The following is a 25,720-nucleotide window of genomic DNA, read 5'->3' as shown; positions in this document are numbered from 1 at the left end:
ATTTAAAGTATATTTGCATCTTTTTTATTTGGCCATTCTCCTCTATGCTTCAAAGTATTAAATGCTGGCCCTTCCACATTACTACCATCATAGCTAAATCTGGAACCATGACAAGGACAATCCCAAGTTTTTTCTGCTTCATTCCATACTAGTTCACAGCCTAAATGGGTACAGGTTATATCAACCATGTGCAAATCGCCCTGCTCATCACGATAGGCTCCAACCCTCTCACCATCAACAGTAATTATTTTAGCTTCACCAATATTAATTTCTACATCTTTAGGTGCTGGAGCAATTTTACCCTTTATAAGTTCTTCTGCCACATCCGCATTTTCACATACCAATTTGGCACCTGAAGCAGCTATATCAAATCTAGATGGATTATATACAGGTGACCATGGACTTTCTCCCTTTGTAATTAAATCCGTCAATATATTTGCAGCTGCTGTACTATTAGTCATTCCCCACTTCCCAAATCCTGTAGCTACCAATATATTGGTAGTATTAGATGCACAGTAGCCTACATAGGGAACATCATCTACAGTCATACAATCCTGTGTGGACCATCTATATAGTATTTCTTGTAAATCAAAGGACTCTCTAGCAAAATCGCCTAAATTTTTGTAATGTATATTAGTTTTACTCTCGCTGCCTGTCTTATGCTTTCCTCCACCTACCAGAACAATTTCCCCATCTCCATAGTTTTGGGAACGAAGAGAATGCACTGGATCTTCAGCTGTTATGAACATACCCTCTGGAAATTTTTCTTTAATCTTAACTCCAAGTACATAGGATTTTTCTGCATATATCCTTGCAAAATACATGGATCTTCCATCATAACAGGGAAAATGAGAAGCTATAATTACTTTATCAGCAGTTACCCTTTTTCCATCCTCTGTTACCACTGTACATTTTTCTCCATCTTTAATATCCACAACTTTAGTAGTTTCAAAAATCTCACTTCCATCACCTGGTATTTCCTTGGCTATTGAAAGCAAATATTTTAAAGGATGAAATTGAGCCTGGTTATCAAATTTAATAGCAGCCTTTATATTAAAGGGGAATGGGATATTTTCTTCATAGGATGCCTTTATTCCAAGACTTGAAGCAGCTTCTACCTCCTTTTCAATTTTCTCTATGTACTTCTCAGATTCAGTATATACATAAGCAGGACGCCAACAAAAATCACAATCAATATTTTTTTCCTTTACAAGATTTGCAATAAAATGAATAGCTGATTCATTAGCTTCTGCATATTGCCTTGCTTTTTCTTCTCCAAATTTAGATATTATCTTGTCATAAATTAAATTATGCTGGGAGGTTATTTTAGCAGTTGTATGCCCCGTAGTTCCATGAGCAATTCTGTTAGCTTCTAATACAGCTACCTTTAAGCCTTTATTTTTTAAAAGAAATGCTGAAGTTATCCCAACTATACCTCCACCAACTATGGCAACATCAACCTTTGTATCCTCTTTTAAAGCAGGATACTCTATTCCCTCTGTAGATGTAATCCAGTATGGTTCATGAATACTAGAAAAAACATCTGAATTATGTGATCCTATACCTTCCATTTTTGTCCTCCACATTTAAACTTTTTCACTATATTGTTTGCTTAAATGTGATAGTTTATACTTTATACTTCTTATCCTAATTCTTTTACACCAAGATTTCTGATGATTACTTGCCCAATCCAATATAAAAACACTATGAAAATCACTCATATGAGTTTCATAGTGTCTTGAACGAGATTACAGTATTACCTTAGGTAGTCATCAGATAAGCTTTTATTTATAGTGAAAGTCTTTCTATTCTTTCCCTATTACTCTTTTTAGTATGAATAATTAATATATAATTTAACATCAGCAAAAATCCCGTAAAAAAGAATACATGAGTAAATCCAAAATTTGCTGATATCTGGCTGCCTATTAATGGCCCAATAACAAGTCCGGAAAATTGCGCAGCTTGATTATATCCAAATATTGTTCCCGATATTTCCTTAGCAGAGGTTTTCTTAAGCATGGTAGCTATTGAAGGCATCACACCTGCTTGACAAATTCCAAGTACAAATCTCAAAATCATAAGCTCCCAAGGATTTCTTACAAAAGCCATAGGTATAAATACCACAGCTGAAATTATAATAGAAATACTCAACACCTTGAAATAGCTGCCTTTATCACCTAACCTACCAATTTTTGATGCCGATATGAGAATACCAAAACCAGTAGCAGACATTACTACTCCAGAATAAAGACTAATGTGAGAGCTGCCTATATGGGCAGCATTCAATAATTGCCTTACATATAGAGATACAATAGGCTCTATTGACTGATTTGAAGTATTTATTATACAGGTAGTTATCAATAATATAATTATAAAAGACCTTGATTCAACTCTATCCCAAATTGATTTCTCTTTATATTTTTTACCATTACTATCCTGATTCTTTAAGTTAAATTCTCCTTTATTCTCTACTAAAAACAGCTTAACTACTAAAAATGACATAAACAGAAATCCTGCTGTTATAAAGAAAACTATTCTTATTCCCACAAGCTCATCCAAATATCCTCCAAAGATAGGTCCTAAAAGAGTACCTGCCATACTACCTGTAGTAAGAGTTGCCAAAGCCCACCCCGTATGACCTTCTGGTGTTTCCTTTGCCACAAATGACATAGCTGAAGGAATAAATCCTGATATCAATCCTTGAAGTATGCGAAAAAAAATAAGCATATAGACATTAGCAGCAAAGGCTGTACCAAAGCTTACCAAAGACAATCCAATAGCTGTACACATCATAACCAGCTTTCTTCCCTTTTTATCTGAAAGTTTGCCCCACATTGGAGACATAATTGAAGCAACTAAAAAGGTGATAGCAAAAGCTATTCCTGATAGTTGCTCTACAGATTTTATATTTGTGACACCTAAATTTTCAATATAAAAGGCTAAAAAAGGTACAACTAAACTCATTCCTATAGAAGTAGTGAAGGAGCCCATCCAACACACCGCTAAATTTCTTTTCCATACTGTCAAAAATATCACTCCCAAGTCTCAAAGTATTTTACCATAATAAATTGTATCATACTTTTCACATCAGTAAATAAATTTAGCTATGCATTAATAAAAATTTTAATATTCTACCACTGCCAGTTCATGAAGAGCTCTCGTAGCCATTACATACATAAACTTATCTTTTTCGGTATACTTCCCATCTTCTACAATTATAACGGCATCAAACTCAAGACCTTTGGCAAGGTATGAAGGAATCACAACTGTTCCGCCTTGGTAGATCATATCTTCCCTATCTATAACCTTTAAAGAATTATTTTTACTCAAAAGCTTTCCGTATTTATCTGTACTATCCAAATCCCTACACACTACAGCTATACTGTCAAATTCTTTTTTTGTATAGTCTTTGATGATATTATCTAAAGTCTCAACAAATTCTTTTTCTGATTTTGGATTAAGTATTTTAACGGTCTCTCCACTTCTAACTAAGGGAACTATTGTATCTTTTCCTAAGAATTTATTTGCATATTCCATTATTTCCTTTGTAGATCTATAGCTTTTATTTAGCTTAAAATGCTCTGTTTCTACATCTTCTATTAAATTATCAAGTTCATTAAAAGGTATTTCACCTTCTAAAGGTATAAGTCTCTGATTGCTGTCCCCTACTATTGTCATGCCCTTGCAGTCTGTAAGTTCTTTTATAACTTTAAAAGCCAGATTGCTATAATCCTGAGCCTCATCTATTACCACATGTTTTATTTCCTGCGCAATAGTTAAGCCTTCAAACTTTATGGAAAGGTACAGTAGTGCAGTTAAATCATCTATAGTATAAGGTTTTTCACTATTTATACTAGCGTATAGTTCTATTATAGAGGGTTCTCCAAGCCATGTCATACTTTTCTTTATATCCATAAGTGTTTTTATAGTTTCTCTTATTTTAAGCTTTCTTTTGTAATCCAAGGATGTACCCTGAAGTTTTAATTCATCTTCAGTAAGTTTATTTATGGCTTCTCTATAATCCTGCTCTATTTTTCTAACTATATTGTCTCTCTCATCTTTAAGTTTTGAAAAAATAATTCTCTTTAACTTTTTTACTCTTCTAAATACAGGCATATTACCATAATATTTTGTATACATTTCCTGAATTCCTGCTTTTGAAACTATAATTTTATTATTAAAAAACACATCTGTAAATATGTAGTGATTTTTTTCTACACTGCTTACCAAATTATCTAAGTCTCTTATAAACTTATCACTATTTTTATAGCTTACAGATTTAATAAATTCACTGTCTCCCTTTAAAATTCTCTCCATATATTCTCTAGTAGTCATAATATCACGTTGTCTTACATCTAGGAGTTCTACCGCAAAATCTCTGTAGGTTTTCTGATTAACACCTACTTCTCCAAGACTTGGCAGAACAGAAGATATATATTCCATAAATATAGGATTAGGTCCTAAAATAAGTACCTTGTCCTGAAGAGTATCCCTGTGATTATATAGTAGATAAGCCACTCTATGCAGTGCTATGGTAGTTTTACCGCTGCCAGCTACTCCATTTACCACCACTATTTTATTTCTTGACTGTCTTATGATATTATCCTGTTCTTCCTGTATTGACATTACAATGTCCTTAAGCTTTTCCTCCGCATTTTTGCTTAATACAAGCTGTAATATGTCATCTTTAACATCTACAGAAGAATCAAAGAGACCCATAAGCTTCTTTTTTTTAATAATATACTGCCTTTTTTTTATTATATTTGCCTCTACTTCTCCTACTGGAGCAGTATATACATTTTTTCCAAGGCTGCTAGTATAGAATAGTGAAGAAACTGGTGCTCTCCAATCTACCACCAGTGGTTCATAGGCCCCCTCTGGAGTGACTCCAAACCTTCCTATATATATTCTTTGATCTTCCTCATCTTCCTTAAACTCAACCCGTCCAAAATAAGGTGATAACTCCAATATTGTAAGCTCTTTCAATCTTTTATCTATGGTTTTAAAGGCTTCTTCTTTTACAAATCTTTCATGATCGAAGTATTCTATTATCTTATCTTCATCATCTTCAAATTCCTCAATATTCTTTTTTCTACTATCCAGTATATATTGCGTTATATCCTTTCTCTTGTGTATATAGTTTAGTATTTCTTTATTTATTATATCTATTACACCCTGAAGTCTTATCTTTTCCTCTTGAAGCTCCAGTTCATCATTTTTATCTCTATCTACATATTCTGTTCCTGCCAATTCGGACTCTCCTTTACAAGTTTCATAAATTCATCACCCATTAATGTCTCTTTTTCAAGAAGTATGCCAGATATATTTCTAAGGAGTTCTATATTCTCCTTTAGTAAATTCTTAGCTCTATTATGAGCTTCTTTTATTATATTTAAAGTTTCTGTATCAATTGATGTAGAAGTTTCAGCGCTACAATTTTGTACTGGCCTTCCATCTAAATATCTGTTTTCTACTGATTCTAATGCCATCATATCAAATCTATCAGTCATTCCATATATAGTTATCATATTTCTGGCCATTTTAGTTGCTCTTTCAATATCATTAGCTGCACCAGTAGATATGGAATTAAACTCAACTTCCTCTGCAGATCTTCCTGCCAGCATAACAGTAATTTCATCTATCATTTCATCCTTGGTAACCAGATATTTTTCTTCTTCTGGAAGCTGCATGGTATATCCCAAAGCGCCCATAGTTCTTGGTACAATAGTAATTTTGTGTACAGGATCTGTATGCTTCAATAACGCTGCCACCAATGCATGACCTACCTCATGGAATGCAACCTCTTTCTTTTCTTTATCAGATAAAATTCTATCCTTTTTCTCCTTACCTGCTATTATAACCTCTACAGCCTCTTCTAAATCACCTTGTTCTATTTCTTTTCTTCTACCCTTAACTGCTAAAAGTGCAGCCTCATTGACAATATTAGCAAGATCCGCTCCTACTGCTCCTGGAGTTGCCTTTGCAACTGCTTCCATATTGACCTCACTGGAAATTTTTACTCCCTTGGAATGTACCTTTAATATAGATTCTCTTCCTTTTAAGTCTGGTCTATCTACAATTACTCTTCTGTCAAATCTTCCTGGTCTTAAAAGAGCTTTATCAAGCACTTCCGGTCTGTTAGTAGCTGCTAAAATAACCACACCCTTTGATGAATCAAAACCATCCATTTCTGCCAAAAGCTGATTTAGTGTCTGTTCCCTTTCATCATTTCCACCGCCTAGGGCATTATCTCTGCTCTTACCTATAGCATCAACCTCATCTATAAATACTATACATGGTGCTTTTTCCTGAGCTTGCTGAAATAAATCTCTTACCCTAGCTGCTCCCATTCCTACAAACATCTCCACAAAATTTGAACCAGACATAGAGAAAAATGGTACCTTTGCCTCTCCTGCTACAGCCTTTGCAAGAAGAGTTTTACCTGTTCCTGGAGGCCCTACAAGTAATGCTCCCTTTGGAAGTTTTGCCCCTATTTGAGCATATTTTTCAGGGTAATGAAGAAAATCAACTATTTCAATTAAAGATTCCTTAGCTTCTTCCTGTCCGGCCACGTCCTCAAAGGTTATTCCCGTTTCACTTTCCGCATAGAGCTTTGCATTATTTTTACCAAAGGACATCACTCCACTGCCAAGTTTTTTGTCCAGCATACCCATTAAAAATCTACCAGCTATTAAAAATATAGCTATTGGAAACACAAAATTTATAATGAAATTTTTTATAGGATCATCACTGCCAGAAGGCACTGTTATCTGTGCACCTGAATCTTTAAGTTCTGTCTTTAAATCTGGATCATAAAGTCTTCCTGTATACAATACTTTTTTATTTATTCCACTATTATCAGTAGGTATTACAGTTATTCTCGTAGGAGTAACTTGAACCTCTGATACTTTTTTCTGTGATAATAGATCTAAAAATTTGTTATATGTTATTTCTTCCGTTTTTATACTTACTATTAGATAATTTAATATAAGTACTAAAATAATAACTCCGATGGAATAATAAGCTGCGTACTTAAATTTTTTGTCGCCGAAATTATTGTTAAACATATACTTACTCCCCTCCATTTCTTAATACTAAGTGTATCACTAAATACACGTTTTTTCTATTACGGTTTTTTTAATACGTGCAATAATTTAATATAATATTAAGATTAATTATCAACTAATATGTCTGAGAAGAAAAATACCGTACAATTCTAATTGAATAATACGGCATTGAACAAACAGATTTCTAAGTATCAGTATTTTTGATACCTAGAAATCTTTATCCTTTAGGAAAAATCATTAAAAAAATGGACTATATAATTTTCATTTTTACTGATGTACTCAAATTGAAGATTATTAATATAACTCACTTTTTAATTTTCTAATTTCCTCACTGGTAAGCCCAGTTCCTGCTGCTATTTGCTCTATATCCAATCCCATTTTTAAAAAATTTTTCGCCATTTCAATCTTAGCTTCTAATTTTCCTTCCTCTCTTCCCTTCTCCATACCTTTTCTCTCAGCAGTTTTGAGTCCGGCCTTATAATCTCTCATAGCCTTTAAATCATTTTCATATATTTCTCTTTCCTCACTGTCCAGATACATAATATCCAACTTTTCCAATGCCTTCTTTATTTCCTTGTCTACTGCCAGTTCTTCTGGTATTTTATTTACATCTATCTCATAGGCCATATTTAAAAAGGCTATCCATCTATCCAAAGTACTGGTTAAACTGCTGTAATCCTTATTAAATTTATTTAATTCAACAAAATGCATTTCAAATATATTAGAAAATTCCTTTTTACTCTTTTCATTAAATACCTTGTATACATTGTGGAAATCTTCTTCATCTATATAGTTAAAATCCAGTATATTTATAGCTATAGTTTTTCTTAATACTTCAAAATCATCGCCGCTTTCTATCTGATCCGAATACACTTTTTCCCAATAGTAAAAAGCTCTTTTATCGTAAAAACTCTGTTCTGCCAGCCGCATCTCTATGTCATACCATACACCTTTTTCGTACACTGCTTTTATATCCAGTATGGTCATTTTACCTTTTCTATAATTTGCTATATTGTATGGATTCTTTAATTCTATATCTGAAATCTGCTCATCTTCTGAAAGCATTGAATTTATAAAGGATATTAGCAGATCTTTATTTTCCGGACTTGCAAATAATTTTTTAAAAGCAAAATCTACCTTTGGGTTTAGTCTGCACATTTTTTATACCTCCTCTCACTTATTTCTCATGAGCTTTTCAACTATCAATCAATTAATTTTAAAAATAGCTAAAGCTAATTTATTTCACATTTTCTATTAGATATATTATATCCAAATTCTATGAAAGCTTCATTATATATTTAAATGATTCATTGATATTTTTTATCCGATGACTACCATCCGTAATGCTCCCAACGCACTCTGTGAAAGCGATTCACACAAAATCAAAGATTTTGGTTCTCTGCTTTTCTATCAATGTGGGAGATAAGGTCTGCTACGCCCCTGGATAACGATTTACCCTAAAGGACAACGATTTCTAAGTATCAAAAATACTGATACTAAGAACTCTGTTAGTAAGCATCGAAAATACCGATACTAAGAACTCTGTTTATAACAATATATTATAGAATCATGAAAAATCACATTATTTCAAAAGTCTAACTATGATTATATTCAAAATTAAATATGTATACAAAATTGTATTTGAAAAACTGAATAGTTTATAAAAACACCGTAAAATTTTCATCATCAAGAATTTTACGGTGTTTTTTACTTTATTTTATTGTTGAAACGGGTATGTAAGTAACTCTATCTCTTGGTTTTAAAAACCACTCTTCAACTGTATTTATCCATTTTTTAAAGTGCTCTGTCTCAAGATGTTCTTCCATAGCCTCTTCTGATTTATAGCCCTCATAGAGCAGGAATTTATTTGGTTCATCCTTGCATTGAAGAAAATCAAAGCAGTCAACTCCCTTTTCTTTTCTTGAGTTATCTCGATTTTCTATAGTTGCCTCTATAAATTCTTCTATGTGTTCTGGTTTTATGTAAAAAGTAACATTTTTTATTATCATAGTTAATCCTCCCTATTATACTTTACAAATAAATATTTTGATTTTTTAATATTTTGCCAGATTATATTAGTATAGTAGTAATACTTGATTCAACCTATTATCAATGAATCTTACTCAGTAGGAGTTTGTATTCCCACTGAGTTTAGATGAATTATCCAGGGATGTGCCGGTGTTATCTCCACCTTTTGAAGGTGGAGTGTTACAGCGGCTAGTCATCGGATAAACAGTGTCTGTTAATGGTATATACTATGATAAGGTAATAAATCATCAATAGTAACTACTGTATCTTTCCTTATCATTACTTCACATTTGTAATTATCATCGTGGATTTGGCAAATAAACTCCCTACATCTGCCACAAGGTGGAATTATTTTTCCATCTTTATAAACAGCTATTAATTTAACTATTCTATTTTCTCCAGCAGTAATCATTGAAGCGATAGCAGAATGTTCTGCACAGAATCCCATAGATGAAGGTGTATCTATACATACTCCAGTATAAACTTTTCCACTTTCACTCAAAATTGTTGCCGCAACAGAACCAGCATAAGAATTTTTTGAAAGTTCTCTAGGATTTAATGTATTTTTCGCAATATCATATAGTTCATCAAATGTCATAGCTATCATCCTTTCAAGTATATATAAATTTAAGATTTAGCAATATGCTTATATGCTTTCTAATAGAAGATTATGATGTAATATATCTTTATAAAAATCACTTAATTTTTTTACGTTTTCAGTAATAATACAACTGTGTGTAAGCCTCATTGACTTTTCTGCCCCCTTGATATATTAGTTCATCTTTGTATAAATTATTATGCCATCTTGGATAATAATACCTATTTTAACATAATAGAATATTGTCTATTAGTTTACTAAAAAGTATCTAATATTTAGAAAGTTACATGTTCTAAATATTGATTTTTACTTTAACCATATTTTATCAATAACCGCTTCACCAAGGGTATTTAGAGCTCTAACGACTCTATTACAGACAATGAGTAGACATTTCAGAAGAGTTTTCTAATAAATCCTTTAAATCATTTAAGAAATTTCCTGCATATGCACCATCAAAAACACGATGATCAAATGATAAAGTCAATGGGATATATTCTACTGCAACTATTTCTTTTTCCTTCATCTTTAAAAATGTATTCATTTCTCCAATACATAATCCGGCTACAATAGGTTTTGAAAGAGCTAATATTCCATTAGGAATATGGAAAGAACCAAAATTAGATACTGGAAAATTCCCATAATGTTCTTTTACGAACTTCAGAGAGAAATTTGGGTTTACTTTTTCCAATAGCCTTATATATTGCATTCTTTTTTCTATTTTCCGAATATCCTTATCATTTAATTGATCAGAAGGTTTCTTTCCTACAATTTTTTTCATTAAATTTATAATATACTGTGAAAAATTTCCTTTACCATCCGCTATTTTTTTTCTCTCCTCTATGCTTTCCTTAGCAATATCAGCCAGATTTTTTTTGTTAGCTTGACGGATTACTATATATTCAACATGTTTTCCCGTATCTACAGGAATATTCAGGACAACATCTTCATTTTCGATAATCTTTTTACCATCAAAATAAGAATATAAGGGAGGATATTGAATCAGCGTGTCCGCAACAGCTTTCATAATAATATTGGTTATTGTAATGTGTGGATTGGTTATATCTTTCTTGTATTCCAGCCTTTTCTTCATTATTTGTTCTGTTTCAATATTTATTGTCATTGCAACAGTAGGCACCATAGATTTTTGATTAAATTTTGCGATTTGAAATATCCTAAATAGTTTATCTGTCTGATTTAAATTGTTATCCATTTATATTCCTTCTCATTTGTAAAGATTATCACTACTTTAATTTTACGTTTCTTCCTAACAATATTGTATCATAAAACAAATAAAATTTCTCCCTTCTATTGATATATTAAACTCTTTGTGAGAAAATAAATTTAGATTCAATTTACGAGAGTATTCTTTTAGATTGGATTTACTATTGATACTGCATTCTGATTGCAAAGTAGTTCTGAGCAAAAGGAAGGAGATAAAGCCAAGTAATTTTACCTTCCTATTTTTTGAGGAAGGTTTTTTATTTTCATTGAATTTCATTACCCAGAATAAAGCATGTTAAAAAAATATCAAAAATTTAAAATACTTTAATATGCCTAAGGCATCTGAAAATTAATAACAAGCCAAATATGAAACGTATATTTTGGAGATGTCTAAATAAGAGTCAGAGGTGAGGTTTTTTGGATAAGAGATTAGGTGTCATTGGAATTATAGTTGAAGATATACGTAACGCACAGGAAGTTAACAAGATACTCCATGATTTCAGTGACATTATCGTTGGCCGAATGGGCATACCCCATAAAGAAAGACAGGTATCTGTTATATCTTTAATAGTTGATGGCCCTATGGACAGCATAAGTGCTATGACCGGTAAACTTGGAAACATAAAAAGTATAAGCGTAAAATCAGCAATATCTAAGAAGTAGCAGTTAAAGTGTTAGCATTGCGTGGGTTTTAAAACTGAAAGTCATATCTTTGTATGATTGTATATTATTATTAACTGGAGGGAATCAAATGAATATTGAAAAAGCAGATTTTATAGATGATAAAGTTATAAGAGAACATCTTGCTAAGGGAAATGAGCTTGCTAAGGATAAAAATTATATTGAAGGACTTATAGAAAAAGCTTCTAAAGCACATGGGCTAACTATTGATGAAGTTTCTGCCCTTTTACATGTAGAGGATGATTCTCTATTAAATAAAATGTATAAAGCAGCAATAAAAATAAAACAGGAAATCTACGGAAACAGAATAGTAATGTTTGCACCTCTTTATGTAAGCAGCTACTGTGTAAACGGCTGTGAATACTGTGGTTATAAGTGTACAAATAAGGAAACCAGAAAAAAACTTACAAAAGAAGAACTTATTAAAGAAATAGAACTTATTGAGGATCTAGGTCATAAAAGAATAGTAATTGAAGCAGGAGAAGACCCTGTTAATTGTCCAATTGATTATATAACTGATTGTATGAAAACTATTTACAGCGTAAAAAAGGACAATGGTTCCATAAGAAGAATTAACGTAAACATAGCTGCCACTACAGTGGAAGACTATAAAAAATTAAAGGCAGCCGGCATTGGTACTTATACTCTTTTCCAGGAAACCTATAATAGAGAAACCTATGCAAGACTTCACCCAACAGGTCCGAAGCACAATTATGATTATCACACCACAGCCATGGACAGGGCTATAGAAGGCGGCATTGACGATGTTGGTATTGGTGTACTATATGGCCTCTATGATTATAAATATGAAACTATAGGAATATTCTTACATTCAAAACATCTTGAAGAAAAGTTCAACGGTGTAGGTCCACATACCATATCTGTGCCAAGATTAAGACCTGCTGAAGGGGTTAACTATGACAATTTCCCATACTTGGTTTCAGATCATGACTTTAAAAAGCTTGTAGCTATAATAAGACTTGCTGTACCTTACACTGGAATGATTCTTTCCACAAGAGAAGAACCAAACTTCAGAGAAGAAGTTATAGCTGTGGGAATTTCTCAAATCAGTGCTGGTTCCTGTACTGATGTAGGAGGATATGAAGATGAATATGGAAATGCACCTACTCCTGCTGCTTCTCAATTTGTAGTAAGCGATCATAGAACTCCTATTGAAATATTAAAGCTTTTATGCAAAAATGGCTATATTCCAAGCTATTGTACAGCCTGCTACAGACAGGGAAGAACTGGTGAAAGATTTATGAGTCTAGCTAAAACTGGAAATATCCATAACTGCTGTCTTCCAAATGCCATTATGACTTTTAAGGAATTTTTAATAGACTATGCTGATGATGAGCTTAAGGAAATTGGTGCCAAAACTATAGAAAAGAATTTACAGGATATAACTTCTGAAAAGGCAAAGGAAGAGACTATAAGAAGATTAGAGAGAATAGAAGCTGGAGAAAGAGATCTTTATTTTTAATATATAATTGTAATTAGATAATCAGGTGCTATATATTGTTAAAATTTTAAACAATGTTTCAGAATTACTTCTCAAAAAAGAAATATTCGTTAAATTTAGGAAAGATTTCATTTATTTATTAGCAATCAGATTTTAATAGTAGAATATTTGAAAAGCTGTGTCACAATGCATAGATACGCATTGTGGCACAGCTCCTCTATTTACATCTTTGCCAAGAAACTTGTCCAGTATATATACTCATTAACAATCTTTTCCATATCCAAAGTACTCCGCTATTTTCTTATAACTAGGAACCTCAATTCCATTCTTCTCAGCAATTCTCACAATATCAAATATAAGTTCATCCTTTTCACTTTGTTTACCCTTTTTAATATCCTTTTGCATTGAAGCCGTTATATTAGGAGCAAGTCCATCTAAAATATCCAGATTTTCTTTCACTAAATCATTAGTTAGATTAATATTTAAAGCAACAGCAACTTTTTCTAATTCCTTAAGAAGATCTATGAACATATCCCTGTATTTTCCCTGTTTTTGAACTTCACCCACGTTAATATCAAAATATGCACCAACAGCTGCAAGTGGAGAGGTAAAGGAAAACTTTCTAAAAGTATCACGCTTTATATTATCTGAAATAATACCATCAATTTCACATTCCTTTAGCTCCTGCTGTATTTTCTTAAGAAAATTCATGTCTACTTCTGTGTTTTCCATAGGGCCAAATACAACACGGAAGATCATCACTCCTTGAGTAATTTCTCCTGGTGCTGATACGTATCCGCTAACATAAATACAACCGTCCAATACAGTTATCTCCGGTAAAGCCTCTTTTAATTTTTCTCCTGCAGTTAAAGTATTTAAAATTGGAATTACCACAGTTTTCTCCTGAGAAGCCTTTTTTATTATTGGAATAATCTCATTTATTGAATATCCTTTAACGCATACAAAGATTACATCAAACTTTCCAATGTCATCACTTCCATCAGAGCACTTAACATCTTTTATATGGATATCACCCTTTCGTGAAGAATGAATAATGAGCCCCTTCTCCTTCATGGCCTTTAAATGAGCCCCTCTGGCAATAAATGTAACATCCTTTTCACAGCTGGCAAGATAACCTCCAATACACCCGCCGGTGCCCCCTGTTCCTACTATCAAATATTTCATAACCTATCCACTCCTTTGCAATTATTATGAAATTTTAATTGTCGCTATCAAAATCTTTTATCTTATCATCATTGATTATAATTTCATATTTGTATTGTGTATTGATCTTTCCACTACTATCTTTGTAGGAAACGGCAAAAACGGAAACTGTATTTGTCTCTTCTAGATTATTTTTGAAAGTATCCATGGATTCTTTTGATACAGACTTATTGGCCTCTTTCAATATAGTATCTTTTTCCTCTTTAGTATAGCTATTCTTTATGGTTACTCCATCCGTAACATCTATATTATCGGATAAAGTCTGAGAATCATCTATAGGTTCCGTTTGAAAAATATATTCCATTTTATCATCTTCATTAGTTCCTTTTCCCAGGTAATATCCATCAGTAGCATGTAATTTATAAGTTCCCACATAAGACTGACTTACAAGCTCTTCTCCACAGCCTGTAAATAACAGAGAAACCAGTAATACTATTGCGATAATTTCAATTCTTTTCTTTTTCATTTTACACCGCCTTCATTAACATATAGAGGCATATACACACAATTTTCTTTAGTGATTAAACTGCCTAATCTGCAATACATTCCAATAAATTTATCTTTACTATAGAAACATCCCATTATGGGAAATAAATTTTTTTCTTCTCTCTTATAAGTGGAATTCAACCTATAATTTACTGCCTTTATATTTATTCTCTCCTGAAATATGTAATTTTCAAGGCCATCTGCAGAAGACAGTTGTCTCCTTGTATATATTCCCTGTCCCTCTCTTTCCAGTATAGGCTTACAAATATAATCTATGGTTTTCATGGATTTATGACTTACATCTGTATATGGAATATATTTTAATATAATGTTTCTTTCATAAGCTGTAAAAAAATCTGTACTCATCATTTCGTATATAACTGCAAACAGAGCCTTACTTTGTGCTATCATTGTTACTGGCTGATTTATGCAATTTTTATTATTTATCCAGCTGCCAACCTGCTTGAGATTAAATTTTTCAAACCAATTTAGTGGAAAATATCTGTAAATCATATCTATCTGTTCATTAAAGTAGTATAATTTGTTATTTTCTACTCTTAAATTATAGACATTACCTTTTATAACTTTTATATTATATTTACTGCTGATTTTTCTTACTATGCTTACAATAATATCTATATTATAATAATCTTCATAATAGCAGCTGCTAAATATCCCTATAGTCTTTGGATAGTATTTCAATATATATTCTTCTATATTTTTACTCAATATTTCTTCAAAATTTTCATTAGGATTTTCCATATCCACTTTATATCGTTTTGTGAGATAATCATTCAGTATAGTACTCTCATATAGACCAGCTGGAGTTTCATTATTCAGCTCCATCAATTTTAAATTATTATCTGCATCTAAGGCCCAATCCATTCTTCCTAAAATACTGAGATAGCTGAAATCCTTTGGGGAATATACATTTTTGCTTACATCTGATATACCCAAAATCTCATCAAACCACCCCTTATTTCCATACACAAATTCAGATACTCTATTGAATATGTGTAAAATTTCTTCTGAAGCATTTTTAAGTTCCTGAAATTTATCTTTACTTAATAGAATTTTGTCTAGAGATACATATTCTCTTGCATTATTATAAGCACCGAGGAAGCCTTTTCTAACAAGGTCTATATTTACATCTTTAAACTCTGTTTCCTTGCATTTTATTTTTTCATTGTATTGAATGTTAAGTTTACTGTTTTTTACTCCTATTGGAGTAACAAAAGTAGTTTCATTGTCTGTAAGATAATCGTAATTCCATCTTGAACAGATTCCTATGATTTCATTACAGCACAAATACACTCCAAGATTGCAAAAGGCATCCACATTATGAGCATAGCCTTCCTTTAATTCAACTATATTATCTTTTCTTATCTCCCTAAATTCCTGTAAAATATAGTACTCTGTATAATTTTCAATATCCTCTATAATACTTTTCCACTCTTCTTCTGAATATAAGCTTCCTATAAATACATCTTCACTATAACGTCCAAGTATTGGCTTTATTACATAGCTGTTCTTATTTTCCATGGCTTTATTTATATTTTTTTTGGACAACAGTTCTGTATAGGGGATACACTGTGCCACTATTTCTGAAGTGTGTGAATCCAATCTATTTTCCTTTAATAATTTGTGAAAATAGGCAAATATGCTTTTACTCTGAAGAACTACTATTCTTGGATCATTTAATAATATTACTTTATCCTCTGTATATAAATTTAAAATTTTTTCTATATCATTCACTTCATATAAGTTTTCAGTAGGGAACTGCCTTAATATAATATGAACAGGTTTATTGAAGCAGTATACTTTTTCACCTTTAACATATAAATTATTACCGCCGCCTAAAATTACATTTATTCTGCTGTCTTCCAGCCACTCTCTATAGAGCATGGACAAATGAACTTCCTCATAATGGCAGGGGTCTGCCAGTATAAGCACATTGATTTTTTTATCACTATAATATTTTTCCACTATTGAATTAAATTTATATTTAAATTTTTCCACAAAATCCTCATTTACATTATTATCACAGTTAAAATACTGGCCTATGCCTAGTTCTCTCTGTGCACAAGGCTTGTCATAATTGCCTTCACTAAAAAATATCTTTCCCCTGCTTTCAATAAAACAATCGTATCTTGTCCAAAACACATCAGATATTTCTCTATTTAGATTTAATATTTCATTTTTAAGAGGAAAATCAGGAATCATATCTTTATAATCCACATATTTAGTATTCAGATTATTTAATATATCCAGAGATAATTTATCAATTACAGTGGTAAAGGATTTAATTTTTTTATACTCTTCTTCTGCAAGATAGAAAGGATAAGGAGAGTAAATATCCCCTTTTCTTTTACAGTGTATGGCATAATAATTAAAAAGCAATTCATCTACCACATTATTATATTCCATTTTCTAAAATCTCCTTCCTGTTAGCCTGCTGCACTGCCTCCATGAACTCCGCTGTAGCCACCTGAATCAGAGCTGCTTCCTATATGACTTGATGAGGAGGAAGAGACTCCGCCGCTGCTGCCTTTAACAGTTGAACTTGAACTGGTATAGGGACTATTTACACCTGTTGTATTAGTAGTCCAGCTGTGCCAGCCAAAGAAATCCACATTGGATCTAGCTCCATTATTTGTAGTATATCCTTGAAAAAAAGAATATGGATAATACACAAAGGGTGTGGTGTAACCTGATTGCTGCTGCTGTGCTTCTTCTTTATCCTTGTCAGTTATATTTTTTTGGCCGCATCCGTATAGAGGACTGGCCACCAACATGGAAACAACTAAACTAAGGGCTATTTTCTTCTTATCCATATAATGTACTCCTATTCTCCTTAGGCATATTCAAATAAATAACTAGTCAGTATGCTAGCCTATTTTGAATCCTACTGCGTCAGCAGAACCCTCAGATAGCCCACTATCTTCGGAACCTGCTTCCTTGTTGGATTCAAAATATTCGTCGCATCTTTGACTTACTATTTATTTTCACATGCCTTATTTAAATTCACATATTCAATGTTTACAGTTATTTTATTAGCTTTAAGATAATTCAAATATTCTGCTATATCTTCCTTTACATTATCACTACCTATATACGAAACAGTATTTATCTTTAAAAACTCCAGAATCTCTAATTCAGGTAATTCTTCTTCCGTTACTTCATATTGATTGTTATACTCATTCATGTTATTTATTTCAATATCTCTGTAACGATTGCTGTCCAATATAATCATATACCTATCAGTATTCTTTAACTTTATATCTGAAAATAAGGTTAATCTTTCTAGCAGAGGCTTACTTTTAACTATTCCAAAGTCATGACATACCATATTGAAATCGGGTATTATAGTGTATTTATCCCTATAATTATAAGCATATTCCATTCCCAACTCAGCTGGTATATCCAATATAATCAAATTATCTTCTGTTTTAAGAGCTTTAATTTTTGAAATGTCCAACTCCACCTTTGTACCTATGTTTAAGTCACTTAAATTTACAGCAGAAACAAAGGGCAGTGATTTAACAAAGCATGACATTATGCCTGCATTCAAATAAAAGTTTTTGTATACATTATAGTAATACTGTTTAATATCTTTGTCTATCAATATCTGTTGCTCCCCTCAGGTTCAACCACTATAGAAAAACATTTATCTAAATTAATGCGATGAACTATATCCTGCTCATCCTTAATATCTATAAAATTCCCCTCTACTTTCTCTAGAGTTATTCCTTCTAATATAACATCGGCCTTCTCATTATTATAAGTCTGAGCAGTAGTATAAATATATATTTTCACCTTAGAATATAAATATTTTTCCAATCCATTCATTATGAAACTCTCCTTTTTAATTACATTTAAATTGATGTTATTAGTATACACTTGTATCATAAATTTTTCTATAAGCTCTATTCTCTGTAACATTTAAAAAATCTCTGAAAGGTTGTCCATTTTCATATTTCCACATAGTTATAAACATTGGCTTTATCTCTATAACTACTTCATTTTCCATATGGGAATAGTTATCATAGGAACCTTTATAGAAATCTTCAAATCTGGAGGCAAAATCTTTATTTTCTTCATTAAGGGGATGTTTTCTTATCTTTGCAATACCTTCTATTTGAATATTATCTACACACAGCGCAACCCTAGGATTTTCAAGTATCTGATCATATTTTAAAAATCTTTTATCCGTCTGAAAATATATTTTTTTATCAATTATTATGCAGCTCATATTTCTTGCTGTAACTCTATTCTCAGCGCTGGTAGCCAATACCATTATCTTTTTATTTCCCAGAAGATTAAAAATTTCTTCTTCCAGTATACCAGAATCGATTCCCATTAATTTATTCACTTCTTTCCTTATCATCTATGATATAACCACTCTTTTAATTACTTTCTGTTGAAGCACCTACAAGGCATCCACCTATTTTTCTTTAAAGTAAAATACTATCAAATTTATTTAAAGCAAACTTGATAGCATTATTTTTAAGATTTTTTTCTATTATAGATAAATTACCATTATACTATTAGAATTACACTCTTATTCAATAGTTCTTATAACTCTTATAATTCAATGCGAATGCAAAGTTATATCAGCCATGTACTAAAATTAGTGAAAGTGCAATCTCTTGCTAATGAAGTTCTATTGTTCCAAAGGCTTTTCCTCAACTTTATCTTCATTACTTGAAACCTTCTTAGATAGGAAATCCAAAATATTCACACCTGTTAGGGCTTCAACAGTCTCAGGAAGCTGGGATACAATATCATTTACGTAGCCTGTAACCTTTGCAGCACCTTTATTACTGCCTTCTCCATTTCCATTATCAACAATAACAATTTTTTCTGTTTTTGCCAATGGTTCAGATATAGCTTTGGCGATTTCAGGTAATTTTTCTATTATCATCTGCGTCATAGCTGCATCATTATATAACTTGAAGGCTTCTGCCTTTTTCATCATAGCCTCTGCTTCTGCTTTACCTTTCTCTCTTATTATATCTACTTCTGCCATACCTTGAAGTCTTAGAGTTTCTGATTTTGCTTTACCTTCTAATTCAATAGCCTTAGCTCTTGCCTCTGCATCTGCAATTTCCTTATATCTAACTGCATCTGCTGTTTGAACCTGTCTATACTTATCTGCTTCTGCCTGTTTCTTAACTGTAGCATCCAGTTCTCTTTCTTTTCTAAGTGCCTCTTTTTCAGCAAGTTCTATTTCTCTTTCCTTTTTAGTAAGTTCTACTTGGAGTGCAGCTTCTGCCAGTTCCTTTTCCTTCTGTTTCTTTGTAATTTCTACCTGTACCTGAGTTTCTGTTACTTCTCGCTTGGCCTTATTGGCTTCTATTTCATAGGATAAATCAGATATAGCTTTTGCCTTTTCCTGCTCACTTCTATATGCCTGTACCTTTAATTCCTTTTCCTTGGAGGACTCAGCAATTTGAGTTTCTGATAAAATCTTAGCTGCTTCACCTAGTCTGTTTGCTTCGGCTGTCCTTATTTTTGTTTCCTTTGCTGCCTCTGCTTCTGCAATAAGTGCATCTCTCTTTACAGCAGCTATTCTTGGTTTTCCAAGTGCTTCTAAATATCCGTTTTTGTCTGAAATCTCTTTAATAGTCAGCACCTTAAGTTCTAAACCCATTTGTGAAAGATCAATTGCTGCCACTTCCTGTACATGAGAAGCAAACTTTTCTCTATCTTTGTAAATTTCCTCTATAGTCATTTTTGAGACAATTTCTCTTAACTTACCTTCAAGAACATTTTGAGTAGTGTGTTCAATAACTTGAAGGGTATGCTGTAATCCATTTGAAGTGTTAAATTGTTCTGCTGCGGATAAAATTGAGTTAGTATCTGATTTTACCTTTACCACAGCAACTCCATCTGCCATTATTCCAACGCCTTGTCCAGTTAATGCCCCATCAATACGGACTTCTATCTCCATATTTTCAAGAGATATTTTATCTGTTCTCTCTAATAGTGGAATTACAAAGCCACCACCACCAGTGATTACTCTCTTTTTAAGTCCTGTTATCACTAATGCTTTGTCTTGAGGCACTCTTTTCCACATGGAAAAAATACTTAGAATTAAGAGTATAATTACCCCTACGATGATTCCAGGAATAGTTAATATTGTTAAATCCATTTTCTTCTCTCCTTTTATTAGGCATACTCAAAATCTTTCTATTCATTTTCAAATGCCTTATTTATTTTAATAAGCTTTTTGCTTAATTAAAACTTTATATTATTATTTATTCCAAGCCTTATCAACAAACAATGGCCAAATAAATAATAAAAATCACTTGAAATCCTTAGTTATTAGATAAATCTAAATTGTTATTTAATGGTTCCACATAAAAAACACTATTTTTTATTTCATAAATAAGTACTTCTTCCCCCTGCTTTACTGCTTTCTTAGCAACATGCTGTGCTGGAGCATTGTATTTACTGCCATTAACAACATAAGCTATACTACCAAAGCCGTTTTCCATTATTGGTGATATAACTACTGCTGTCATACCAATAAGTTTGTCCTGAGAAACTGCACTGGTATTTTGAGCTCTATATAGCGGCACTACTATAAATCTATATAATACAGTAGAAACTATAAATCCCAAAATCACTGCTATTACAATTACTGTTATCCAGTTTAATTTGTACTGCGTTCCAATAATTCCTACGCCGCCAAATACTGTAATAAATGAAACTATAGTTATAGGCTTAAGTGGAAATGCAGCAAAGCCTCCTGAAGAATTTCCTCCATCCAGATGAGCATCCATATGTAAATCTAATCCCATATGAACAATTCCAAAGAGTCCCCCTATTAAAAAAGTAAACACTGTATAAATCACACCTACACAAAATATAATTGTGTATATTCTCTCCATAAAGCGCCCCCTAAATTTCTTTATTTAACATTACCTTGATAACAGTCCATTATATTACAATATATCATATTATATCATAACATTGTTGAAGATTGTATTTTCTCAATAAATTATATTTTCATAATCTGATATACCCATTGCATTAAGTAATTCGATTTGCGCATCAACCTAGTATTTTTTTCATGCATATACTATTTGCATTTCCCACATAAGGTTCATAATTTTGTATTACATAATATCCATTACTTTTATATAAATTAATTGCTTCCTTTTGCTTTATTCCCGTTTCCAATAAAGCATATTTATATTCTTTACTTCTAGCTAACTCTTCCAATTTATTGATTATTAATTTTGATAATCCTTGTCCTCTATGTTCTTTCATTACAAATATTCGTTTTAATTCTATAGTATTAATATCATGTTCTTTAAATCCTCCACATGCAACTGGAACTTTATCTTTAAAAATAATTACCACATCATTTATATAGTCAACTTTGTTGTGTTTTTTATATTGCTTTTGTAATTCTCCATATCTTTCCCCTAGGTCATCATCTAATAATTTTATAAGCTCAATAAAATCAGTATTCTTACTATCTGCTTTTACTACTTCTAAGTTCATTTTATTTCCCTCCATAAGTGTTAATATCTTAAGGGATATTAGCACAAGATTATTTTTCCTTCCATGAATAAAATAATTCCATCCACTGACATTTATATCATCTACATAATCCACAAAAACATTAATTAGTTCATACATAAATATTATAGTAAGACCTATTAATTATCAATGGATAAATTCAATTGAACACATATTCAAATTAAAGAATATGATATTGCTCCTATAAAAAATGTTAGAATTTTAATATTTCCATCTGATAAACCTATAGTTAAGAAAAGCCTTATGCCCAAATAGATTATGTTCCAAATACAGTTTTGGAACAGTTAAATGAAATAAGGTTGAAATTAAGTTATAGAAATTAATGAGCTAGTTAAGGTGATTAGATATAACCGTAACTAGCTTTTTGTTTTATAGGGATTATGATCTTTACAAATTGTATAATACCAACCTTCATGAAAAGATTGAAGAGAAGAAGAGAAAGAATGGTAATTAAATTCTATTTTTTAATAAAAATGGTTAAATCAATAGCCTTTGATTTAACCATTAAGTAATTTAAAAAAGGTTTGTTGGATTAATTTAATTAAATTATGCTAGAGGAAGCCATTCTAAGTATCAGATTTATTTAAATAATTAGTACCCCAATCACACATTAAATTTAGTATAGGGATTATACTTTCTCCAAATCCTGAGAGGCAATACTCGGTTTTAGGGGGAACTACTGGATAAACAGTTCTGACAATTAGTCCATCACCTTCTAGTTCGCGTAATTGCTGCGTAAGCATTTTGGGAGTAGCCTGAGGAATAAGCTTCTGTAATTCATTAAAGCGCAAAGTTTTGTTTATCAAATGAAACAAAATGATTGCTTTGTATTTCCCGCCAATTAAGCTTATGGGAGCTTCAATCGGGCAGTTAAATGTTTTTGAATCTTTCATTATTTACACTCACTTTCTTTTTAGGTAGTATGTTACAAAAAAGTGCATTCTTGATTAAATGAAAATTACTGTTAAAATAATAACATGAATTAATTCATTAATCAAGAGTAATCATGATTACACCAGGAGGAATAAAATAATGAAGAAAAATATTGGAGCAGTAGTAGGTCTTTATCCGACGCCTTCAACTATGATAGGAACAGTTGTAGGAGATAAAGTTAATTGGTGTAATGTTGCACATATAGGAATCATAGGACTAGATTCCATAATGCTTAGCATAAGAAAAGGACGTTACACAAATCTAGGGATAAAAGAAAATAAAACAGTATCTGTTAATTTGGTAAGTGAAGATATGGTGGTAGAAGCAGATTATGTAGGACTTGTATCAGGTAAAACAGTTGATAAATCTCAAGTGTTTGAATACCACATGGGGGAATTAAATGTTCCAATAATCGATAAATCACCACTTGCAATGGAGTGTGAACTAGTAGATATTTATGATACAAAAGATTATGATAATTTTATTTTAAAAGTTGTTCATACTCATGTAGAAGAACATGCTCTAGATAAAAGTGGAAAGGTTGATTATCAAAAAATAAAACCAATATTATTTGAAAAGCTAACAAGAACATATTTAAGAACAGGTGATGTGGTTGCACAATGCTGGAATGTTGGAAGAGAGTATAAGAATTCATAATAAAAGTATGGTTGTACTTGTTGTGAAACAGTTTGCTTAGCTGCATCTGAGAAAATTAATTATTTTTAATATATATATAAAGGAGAGAAAATTATGCCAGTAATAACATTAGAAGGAGAAAAATTAAGTAAAGAACAAAAGAGTCAATTAGTAAAAGAATTAACAGCATCAGCTGCTAAAATTATGAATGCACCAGAACAAGCATTTGTAGTTTTACTGAAAGAAAATGAAAAAGACAATATTGGTGTAGGCGGGCAACTAATATCCAAAAAATAAAATATTGAAATATGAGTTTTAGAAAAAATCAGGAGTATTTTAATAGTATGTCGTTATGCTAAAATATAGAAACAATATTGCTACTTGTAGATGAGGCAAATAAGGCTTATATTTCTGCAAAAGAAATAAGGATAAGACACAATATTCTTCAATTACGAAGCAAGACCAGCAATTAACTAATTGCTGGTCTTTATGCTATGTACAAATTATACATGTATAATTTGTACAAACAAAGTAATATTAATATTTTTCATTTCTTATTAGTTCATGTATTACATATGTAGCATCCATAAATTTAGCAATGGATTGTTCCCTGTTCAATCTACTTATTATTATTGCTAAAAGTTCCGACATATCAACTGGTTTAAACCACTCAGTCTTTTTAAGTTCAGGTGATATATAAGTCAAATTTGTTGAATAAACTCTAGTTATTATATTATCATCATAATATTTTTGAAACTTCTCCAGTCCTTCTGTAAAAAATGCAAAAGTAGTAGCAACATAAACATTTTTTGCCTTCTTTAATTTTAATTCTCTTGCTATATCAAGCACTGACTCTCCTGAGGCAATCATATCGTCAACTATTAAAACATCCTGATTTTCAACATCTCTTCCCATATATTCATGCTTAACTATAGGGTTTTTGCCATTTACAATTGTTGAGTGATCTCTTCTTTTATAGAATAATCCAACATCTACACCAAGAACACTTGAATAATATATAGCTCTATCCATAGCACCTGTATCTGGACTTATAACAAGCATATCCTTCTTAGGTATTTCTATATCCTTTTCTTCTGTTATAATAGTTTTAAGAATATCATATGTAGGGTATAAATTTTCAAATGACAATAGTGGAATTGCATTTTGAACATTAGGATCATGAGCATCAAAAGTCAATATCTCTTGTACACCCAAACGCTCTAGTTCTTGAAGAGCTAGTGCACAGTCTAGTGATTCTCTGCCCTTTCTTCTATGCTGTCTTGATTCATAAAGCAGTGGCATTATAACAGTTATTCTTTTAGCTTTTCCTCTTATGGCTGATACAGCTCTTTTAATATCTTGAAAGTGTTCATCTGGACCCTTATGATTCTCTATTCCAAACATATTATATGTACAACTATAGTTTCCTATATCGCAAAGTATATAGATATCCTTACCTCTAACTGAGTCTGAAAGCTTTACCTTACCCTCACCATTAGAAAAACGTATTTCTTCCACAGGTAATAAAAAATTTTCATCTACATTTCTTCTCTTTTTGATATGTTCATTAATTTTTTTCCCTAATTCTCTACAACTTTCCAAAACAATTAGGCCCAATTCTCCATTATTATGGGTGAAAACTTGACTGCTGCTCATATTTCTCCTCCATATATCATTTTAAATTTATTTTCCATTAATACATTTTTCGAGTATTTTACTTAATTAATTTTAAGTATACAAACAGCTTATGTCAATGGTAAATTCATGGTTATAAATTTAACCTGACTAACTTGGCGTAAGTCTCCCACTTCTTCAAGTGGGAGACTTACG

General features: G+C 31.7%; 24 protein-coding genes. 4 read left to right on the top strand and 20 right to left on the bottom strand.

Going from position 1 to position 25,720, the window contains the following annotated elements:
- Positions 1–2: 2 nt before the first annotated feature.
- The 8 genes from ABF633_RS12530 to ABF633_RS12495 all read right to left on the bottom strand — a co-directional run bounded on the left by ABF633_RS12530 (position 3) and on the right by ABF633_RS12495 (position 10,903).
- Complete coding sequence (locus ABF633_RS12530; RefSeq protein WP_415524156.1) at positions 3–1,571, bottom strand: FAD-dependent oxidoreductase; 1,569 nt, start codon at positions 1,569–1,571, stop codon at positions 3–5.
- Positions 1,572–1,788: 217 nt separating this feature from the next.
- On the bottom strand, positions 1,789–3,036 hold the full coding sequence (locus ABF633_RS12525; RefSeq protein WP_415524154.1) for an MFS transporter: 1,248 nt from the start codon (positions 3,034–3,036) through the stop codon (positions 1,789–1,791).
- An 87-nt stretch (positions 3,037–3,123) separates the two neighbouring features.
- Positions 3,124–5,250: a HelD family protein gene (locus ABF633_RS12520; RefSeq protein WP_415524152.1), complete on the bottom strand. Its 2,127-nt coding sequence runs from the start codon at positions 5,248–5,250 to the stop codon at positions 3,124–3,126.
- On the bottom strand, positions 5,229–7,067 hold the full coding sequence (gene ftsH, locus ABF633_RS12515; protein ID WP_415524150.1) for an ATP-dependent zinc metalloprotease FtsH: 1,839 nt from the start codon (positions 7,065–7,067) through the stop codon (positions 5,229–5,231). Before ftsH ends, ABF633_RS12520 begins: the two co-directional genes overlap by 22 nt.
- Before the next feature lie 294 nt (positions 7,068–7,361).
- The gene (locus tag ABF633_RS12510; protein ID WP_415524148.1) at positions 7,362–8,225 is read right to left on the bottom strand and encodes an Rpn family recombination-promoting nuclease/putative transposase; all 864 of its coding nucleotides are present in this window, start codon (positions 8,223–8,225) and stop codon (positions 7,362–7,364) included.
- 554 nt (positions 8,226–8,779) lie between these two features.
- Positions 8,780–9,076 (bottom strand): putative quinol monooxygenase, encoded by a 297-nt coding sequence (locus tag ABF633_RS12505; RefSeq protein WP_415524147.1) that lies wholly within the window; start codon positions 9,074–9,076, stop codon positions 8,780–8,782.
- Between the two features lie 233 nt (positions 9,077–9,309).
- The gene (locus ABF633_RS12500; protein ID WP_415524145.1) at positions 9,310–9,693 is read right to left on the bottom strand and encodes a cytidine deaminase family protein; all 384 of its coding nucleotides are present in this window, start codon (positions 9,691–9,693) and stop codon (positions 9,310–9,312) included.
- Between the two features lie 370 nt (positions 9,694–10,063).
- Complete coding sequence (locus tag ABF633_RS12495; protein WP_415524144.1) at positions 10,064–10,903, bottom strand: 2-oxo acid dehydrogenase subunit E2; 840 nt, start codon at positions 10,901–10,903, stop codon at positions 10,064–10,066.
- 428 nt (positions 10,904–11,331) lie between these two features.
- Here ABF633_RS12495 and ABF633_RS12490 point away from each other — a divergent pair, with 428 nt between their 5' ends.
- Together ABF633_RS12490 and hydG are read left to right on the top strand one after the other, a co-directional pair.
- A complete protein-coding gene (locus tag ABF633_RS12490) occupies positions 11,332–11,577 on the top strand; it encodes a TM1266 family iron-only hydrogenase system putative regulator (RefSeq protein WP_415524143.1) in 246 nt (81 codons plus the stop codon).
- Positions 11,578–11,665: 88 nt separating this feature from the next.
- On the top strand, positions 11,666–13,078 hold the full coding sequence (gene hydG, locus ABF633_RS12485) for a [FeFe] hydrogenase H-cluster radical SAM maturase HydG (RefSeq protein WP_415524142.1): 1,413 nt from the start codon (positions 11,666–11,668) through the stop codon (positions 13,076–13,078).
- Between the two features lie 240 nt (positions 13,079–13,318).
- Here the strand turns inward: hydG and ABF633_RS12480 are convergent, their stop codons facing one another.
- From ABF633_RS12480 to ABF633_RS12430, 11 genes are all read right to left on the bottom strand, one after another.
- Entirely contained in the window at positions 13,319–14,242 is a 924-nt protein-coding gene (locus tag ABF633_RS12480; RefSeq protein ID WP_415524141.1) for a ketopantoate reductase family protein, read from the bottom strand.
- 34 nt (positions 14,243–14,276) lie between these two features.
- Positions 14,277–14,747, bottom strand: coding sequence for a hypothetical protein (locus ABF633_RS12475; RefSeq protein ID WP_415524140.1), 471 nt, complete (start codon positions 14,745–14,747; stop codon positions 14,277–14,279).
- On the bottom strand, positions 14,744–17,194 hold the full coding sequence (locus ABF633_RS12470; RefSeq protein ID WP_415524138.1) for a glutathionylspermidine synthase family protein: 2,451 nt from the start codon (positions 17,192–17,194) through the stop codon (positions 14,744–14,746). Before ABF633_RS12470 ends, ABF633_RS12475 begins: the two co-directional genes overlap by 4 nt.
- A 20-nt stretch (positions 17,195–17,214) precedes the next feature.
- Positions 17,215–17,601, bottom strand: a complete 387-nt coding sequence (locus tag ABF633_RS12465) for a hypothetical protein (protein WP_415524137.1) — start codon at positions 17,599–17,601, stop codon at positions 17,215–17,217.
- Positions 17,602–17,762: 161 nt separating this feature from the next.
- The gene (locus ABF633_RS12460; protein WP_415524136.1) at positions 17,763–18,392 is read right to left on the bottom strand and encodes a hypothetical protein; all 630 of its coding nucleotides are present in this window, start codon (positions 18,390–18,392) and stop codon (positions 17,763–17,765) included.
- On the bottom strand, positions 18,389–18,616 hold the full coding sequence (locus tag ABF633_RS12455) for a hypothetical protein (protein WP_415524134.1): 228 nt from the start codon (positions 18,614–18,616) through the stop codon (positions 18,389–18,391). The genes ABF633_RS12460 and ABF633_RS12455 overlap by 4 nt, the downstream gene beginning before the upstream one ends.
- Positions 18,617–18,656: 40 nt before the next feature.
- Positions 18,657–19,154, bottom strand: a complete 498-nt coding sequence (locus ABF633_RS12450; RefSeq protein ID WP_415524133.1) for a pyridoxamine 5'-phosphate oxidase family protein — start codon at positions 19,152–19,154, stop codon at positions 18,657–18,659.
- Positions 19,155–19,430: 276 nt separating this feature from the next.
- Positions 19,431–20,921 (bottom strand): flotillin family protein, encoded by a 1,491-nt coding sequence (locus ABF633_RS12445; protein ID WP_415524132.1) that lies wholly within the window; start codon positions 20,919–20,921, stop codon positions 19,431–19,433.
- A gap of 166 nt (positions 20,922–21,087) precedes the next feature.
- On the bottom strand, positions 21,088–21,663 hold the full coding sequence (locus ABF633_RS12440) for an NfeD family protein (protein ID WP_415524131.1): 576 nt from the start codon (positions 21,661–21,663) through the stop codon (positions 21,088–21,090).
- A gap of 163 nt (positions 21,664–21,826) precedes the next feature.
- On the bottom strand, positions 21,827–22,420 hold the full coding sequence (locus ABF633_RS12435) for a GNAT family N-acetyltransferase (protein WP_415524130.1): 594 nt from the start codon (positions 22,418–22,420) through the stop codon (positions 21,827–21,829).
- 467 nt (positions 22,421–22,887) lie between these two features.
- On the bottom strand, positions 22,888–23,214 hold the full coding sequence (locus tag ABF633_RS12430; protein WP_415524128.1) for a winged helix-turn-helix transcriptional regulator: 327 nt from the start codon (positions 23,212–23,214) through the stop codon (positions 22,888–22,890).
- A 139-nt stretch (positions 23,215–23,353) separates the two neighbouring features.
- Between ABF633_RS12430 and ABF633_RS12425 the strand changes: the two genes are divergently transcribed.
- Entirely contained in the window at positions 23,354–23,911 is a 558-nt protein-coding gene (locus ABF633_RS12425) for a flavin reductase family protein (protein ID WP_415524127.1), read from the top strand.
- Positions 23,912–24,004: 93 nt separating this feature from the next.
- Positions 24,005–24,187: a 4-oxalocrotonate tautomerase DmpI gene (dmpI, locus tag ABF633_RS12420; protein ID WP_415524125.1), complete on the top strand. Its 183-nt coding sequence runs from the start codon at positions 24,005–24,007 to the stop codon at positions 24,185–24,187.
- Positions 24,188–24,427: 240 nt separating this feature from the next.
- Here dmpI and ABF633_RS12415 read toward each other — a convergent pair whose 3' ends face one another.
- Positions 24,428–25,546: a ribose-phosphate pyrophosphokinase gene (locus ABF633_RS12415; protein WP_415524123.1), complete on the bottom strand. Its 1,119-nt coding sequence runs from the start codon at positions 25,544–25,546 to the stop codon at positions 24,428–24,430.
- Positions 25,547–25,720 lie beyond the last annotated feature (174 nt).

This window comes from Clostridium sp. (assembly GCF_047718555.1).
Taxonomy (GTDB): domain Bacteria; phylum Bacillota; class Clostridia; order Clostridiales; family Clostridiaceae; genus Clostridium_I.
The sequence above is the reverse complement of the archived record's forward strand: the minus strand, read 5'-3'. Positions and strand labels throughout refer to the sequence as shown.

What these genes read in the sequence shown, in the direction of transcription:
- ABF633_RS12530 (WP_415524156.1), bottom strand. Translation starts at nt 1,571, where the DNA reads ATGGAAGGTATAGGATCACATAATTCAGATGTTTTTTCTAGTATTCAT.
- ftsH (WP_415524150.1), bottom strand. Translation starts at nt 7,067, where the DNA reads ATGTTTAACAATAATTTCGGCGACAAAAAATTTAAGTACGCAGCTTAT.
- ABF633_RS12510 (WP_415524148.1), bottom strand. Translation starts at nt 8,225, where the DNA reads ATGTGCAGACTAAACCCAAAGGTAGATTTTGCTTTTAAAAAATTATTT.
- ABF633_RS12505 (WP_415524147.1), bottom strand. Translation starts at nt 9,076, where the DNA reads ATGATAATAAAAAATGTTACTTTTTACATAAAACCAGAACACATAGAA.
- ABF633_RS12500 (WP_415524145.1), bottom strand. Translation starts at nt 9,693, where the DNA reads ATGACATTTGATGAACTATATGATATTGCGAAAAATACATTAAATCCT.
- ABF633_RS12495 (WP_415524144.1), bottom strand. Translation starts at nt 10,903, where the DNA reads ATGGATAACAATTTAAATCAGACAGATAAACTATTTAGGATATTTCAA.
- hydG (WP_415524142.1), top strand. Translation starts at nt 11,666, where the DNA reads ATGAATATTGAAAAAGCAGATTTTATAGATGATAAAGTTATAAGAGAA.
- ABF633_RS12480 (WP_415524141.1), bottom strand. Translation starts at nt 14,242, where the DNA reads ATGAAATATTTGATAGTAGGAACAGGGGGCACCGGCGGGTGTATTGGA.
- ABF633_RS12475 (WP_415524140.1), bottom strand. Translation starts at nt 14,747, where the DNA reads ATGAAAAAGAAAAGAATTGAAATTATCGCAATAGTATTACTGGTTTCT.
- ABF633_RS12470 (WP_415524138.1), bottom strand. Translation starts at nt 17,194, where the DNA reads ATGGAATATAATAATGTGGTAGATGAATTGCTTTTTAATTATTATGCC.
- ABF633_RS12465 (WP_415524137.1), bottom strand. Translation starts at nt 17,601, where the DNA reads ATGGATAAGAAGAAAATAGCCCTTAGTTTAGTTGTTTCCATGTTGGTG.
- ABF633_RS12455 (WP_415524134.1), bottom strand. Translation starts at nt 18,616, where the DNA reads ATGAATGGATTGGAAAAATATTTATATTCTAAGGTGAAAATATATATT.
- ABF633_RS12450 (WP_415524133.1), bottom strand. Translation starts at nt 19,154, where the DNA reads ATGATAAGGAAAGAAGTGAATAAATTAATGGGAATCGATTCTGGTATA.
- ABF633_RS12445 (WP_415524132.1), bottom strand. Translation starts at nt 20,921, where the DNA reads ATGGATTTAACAATATTAACTATTCCTGGAATCATCGTAGGGGTAATT.
- ABF633_RS12440 (WP_415524131.1), bottom strand. Translation starts at nt 21,663, where the DNA reads ATGGAGAGAATATACACAATTATATTTTGTGTAGGTGTGATTTATACA.
- ABF633_RS12435 (WP_415524130.1), bottom strand. Translation starts at nt 22,420, where the DNA reads ATGTATGAACTAATTAATGTTTTTGTGGATTATGTAGATGATATAAAT.
- ABF633_RS12430 (WP_415524128.1), bottom strand. Translation starts at nt 23,214, where the DNA reads ATGAAAGATTCAAAAACATTTAACTGCCCGATTGAAGCTCCCATAAGC.
- ABF633_RS12425 (WP_415524127.1), top strand. Translation starts at nt 23,354, where the DNA reads ATGAAGAAAAATATTGGAGCAGTAGTAGGTCTTTATCCGACGCCTTCA.
- dmpI (WP_415524125.1), top strand. Translation starts at nt 24,005, where the DNA reads ATGCCAGTAATAACATTAGAAGGAGAAAAATTAAGTAAAGAACAAAAG.
- ABF633_RS12415 (WP_415524123.1), bottom strand. Translation starts at nt 25,546, where the DNA reads ATGAGCAGCAGTCAAGTTTTCACCCATAATAATGGAGAATTGGGCCTA.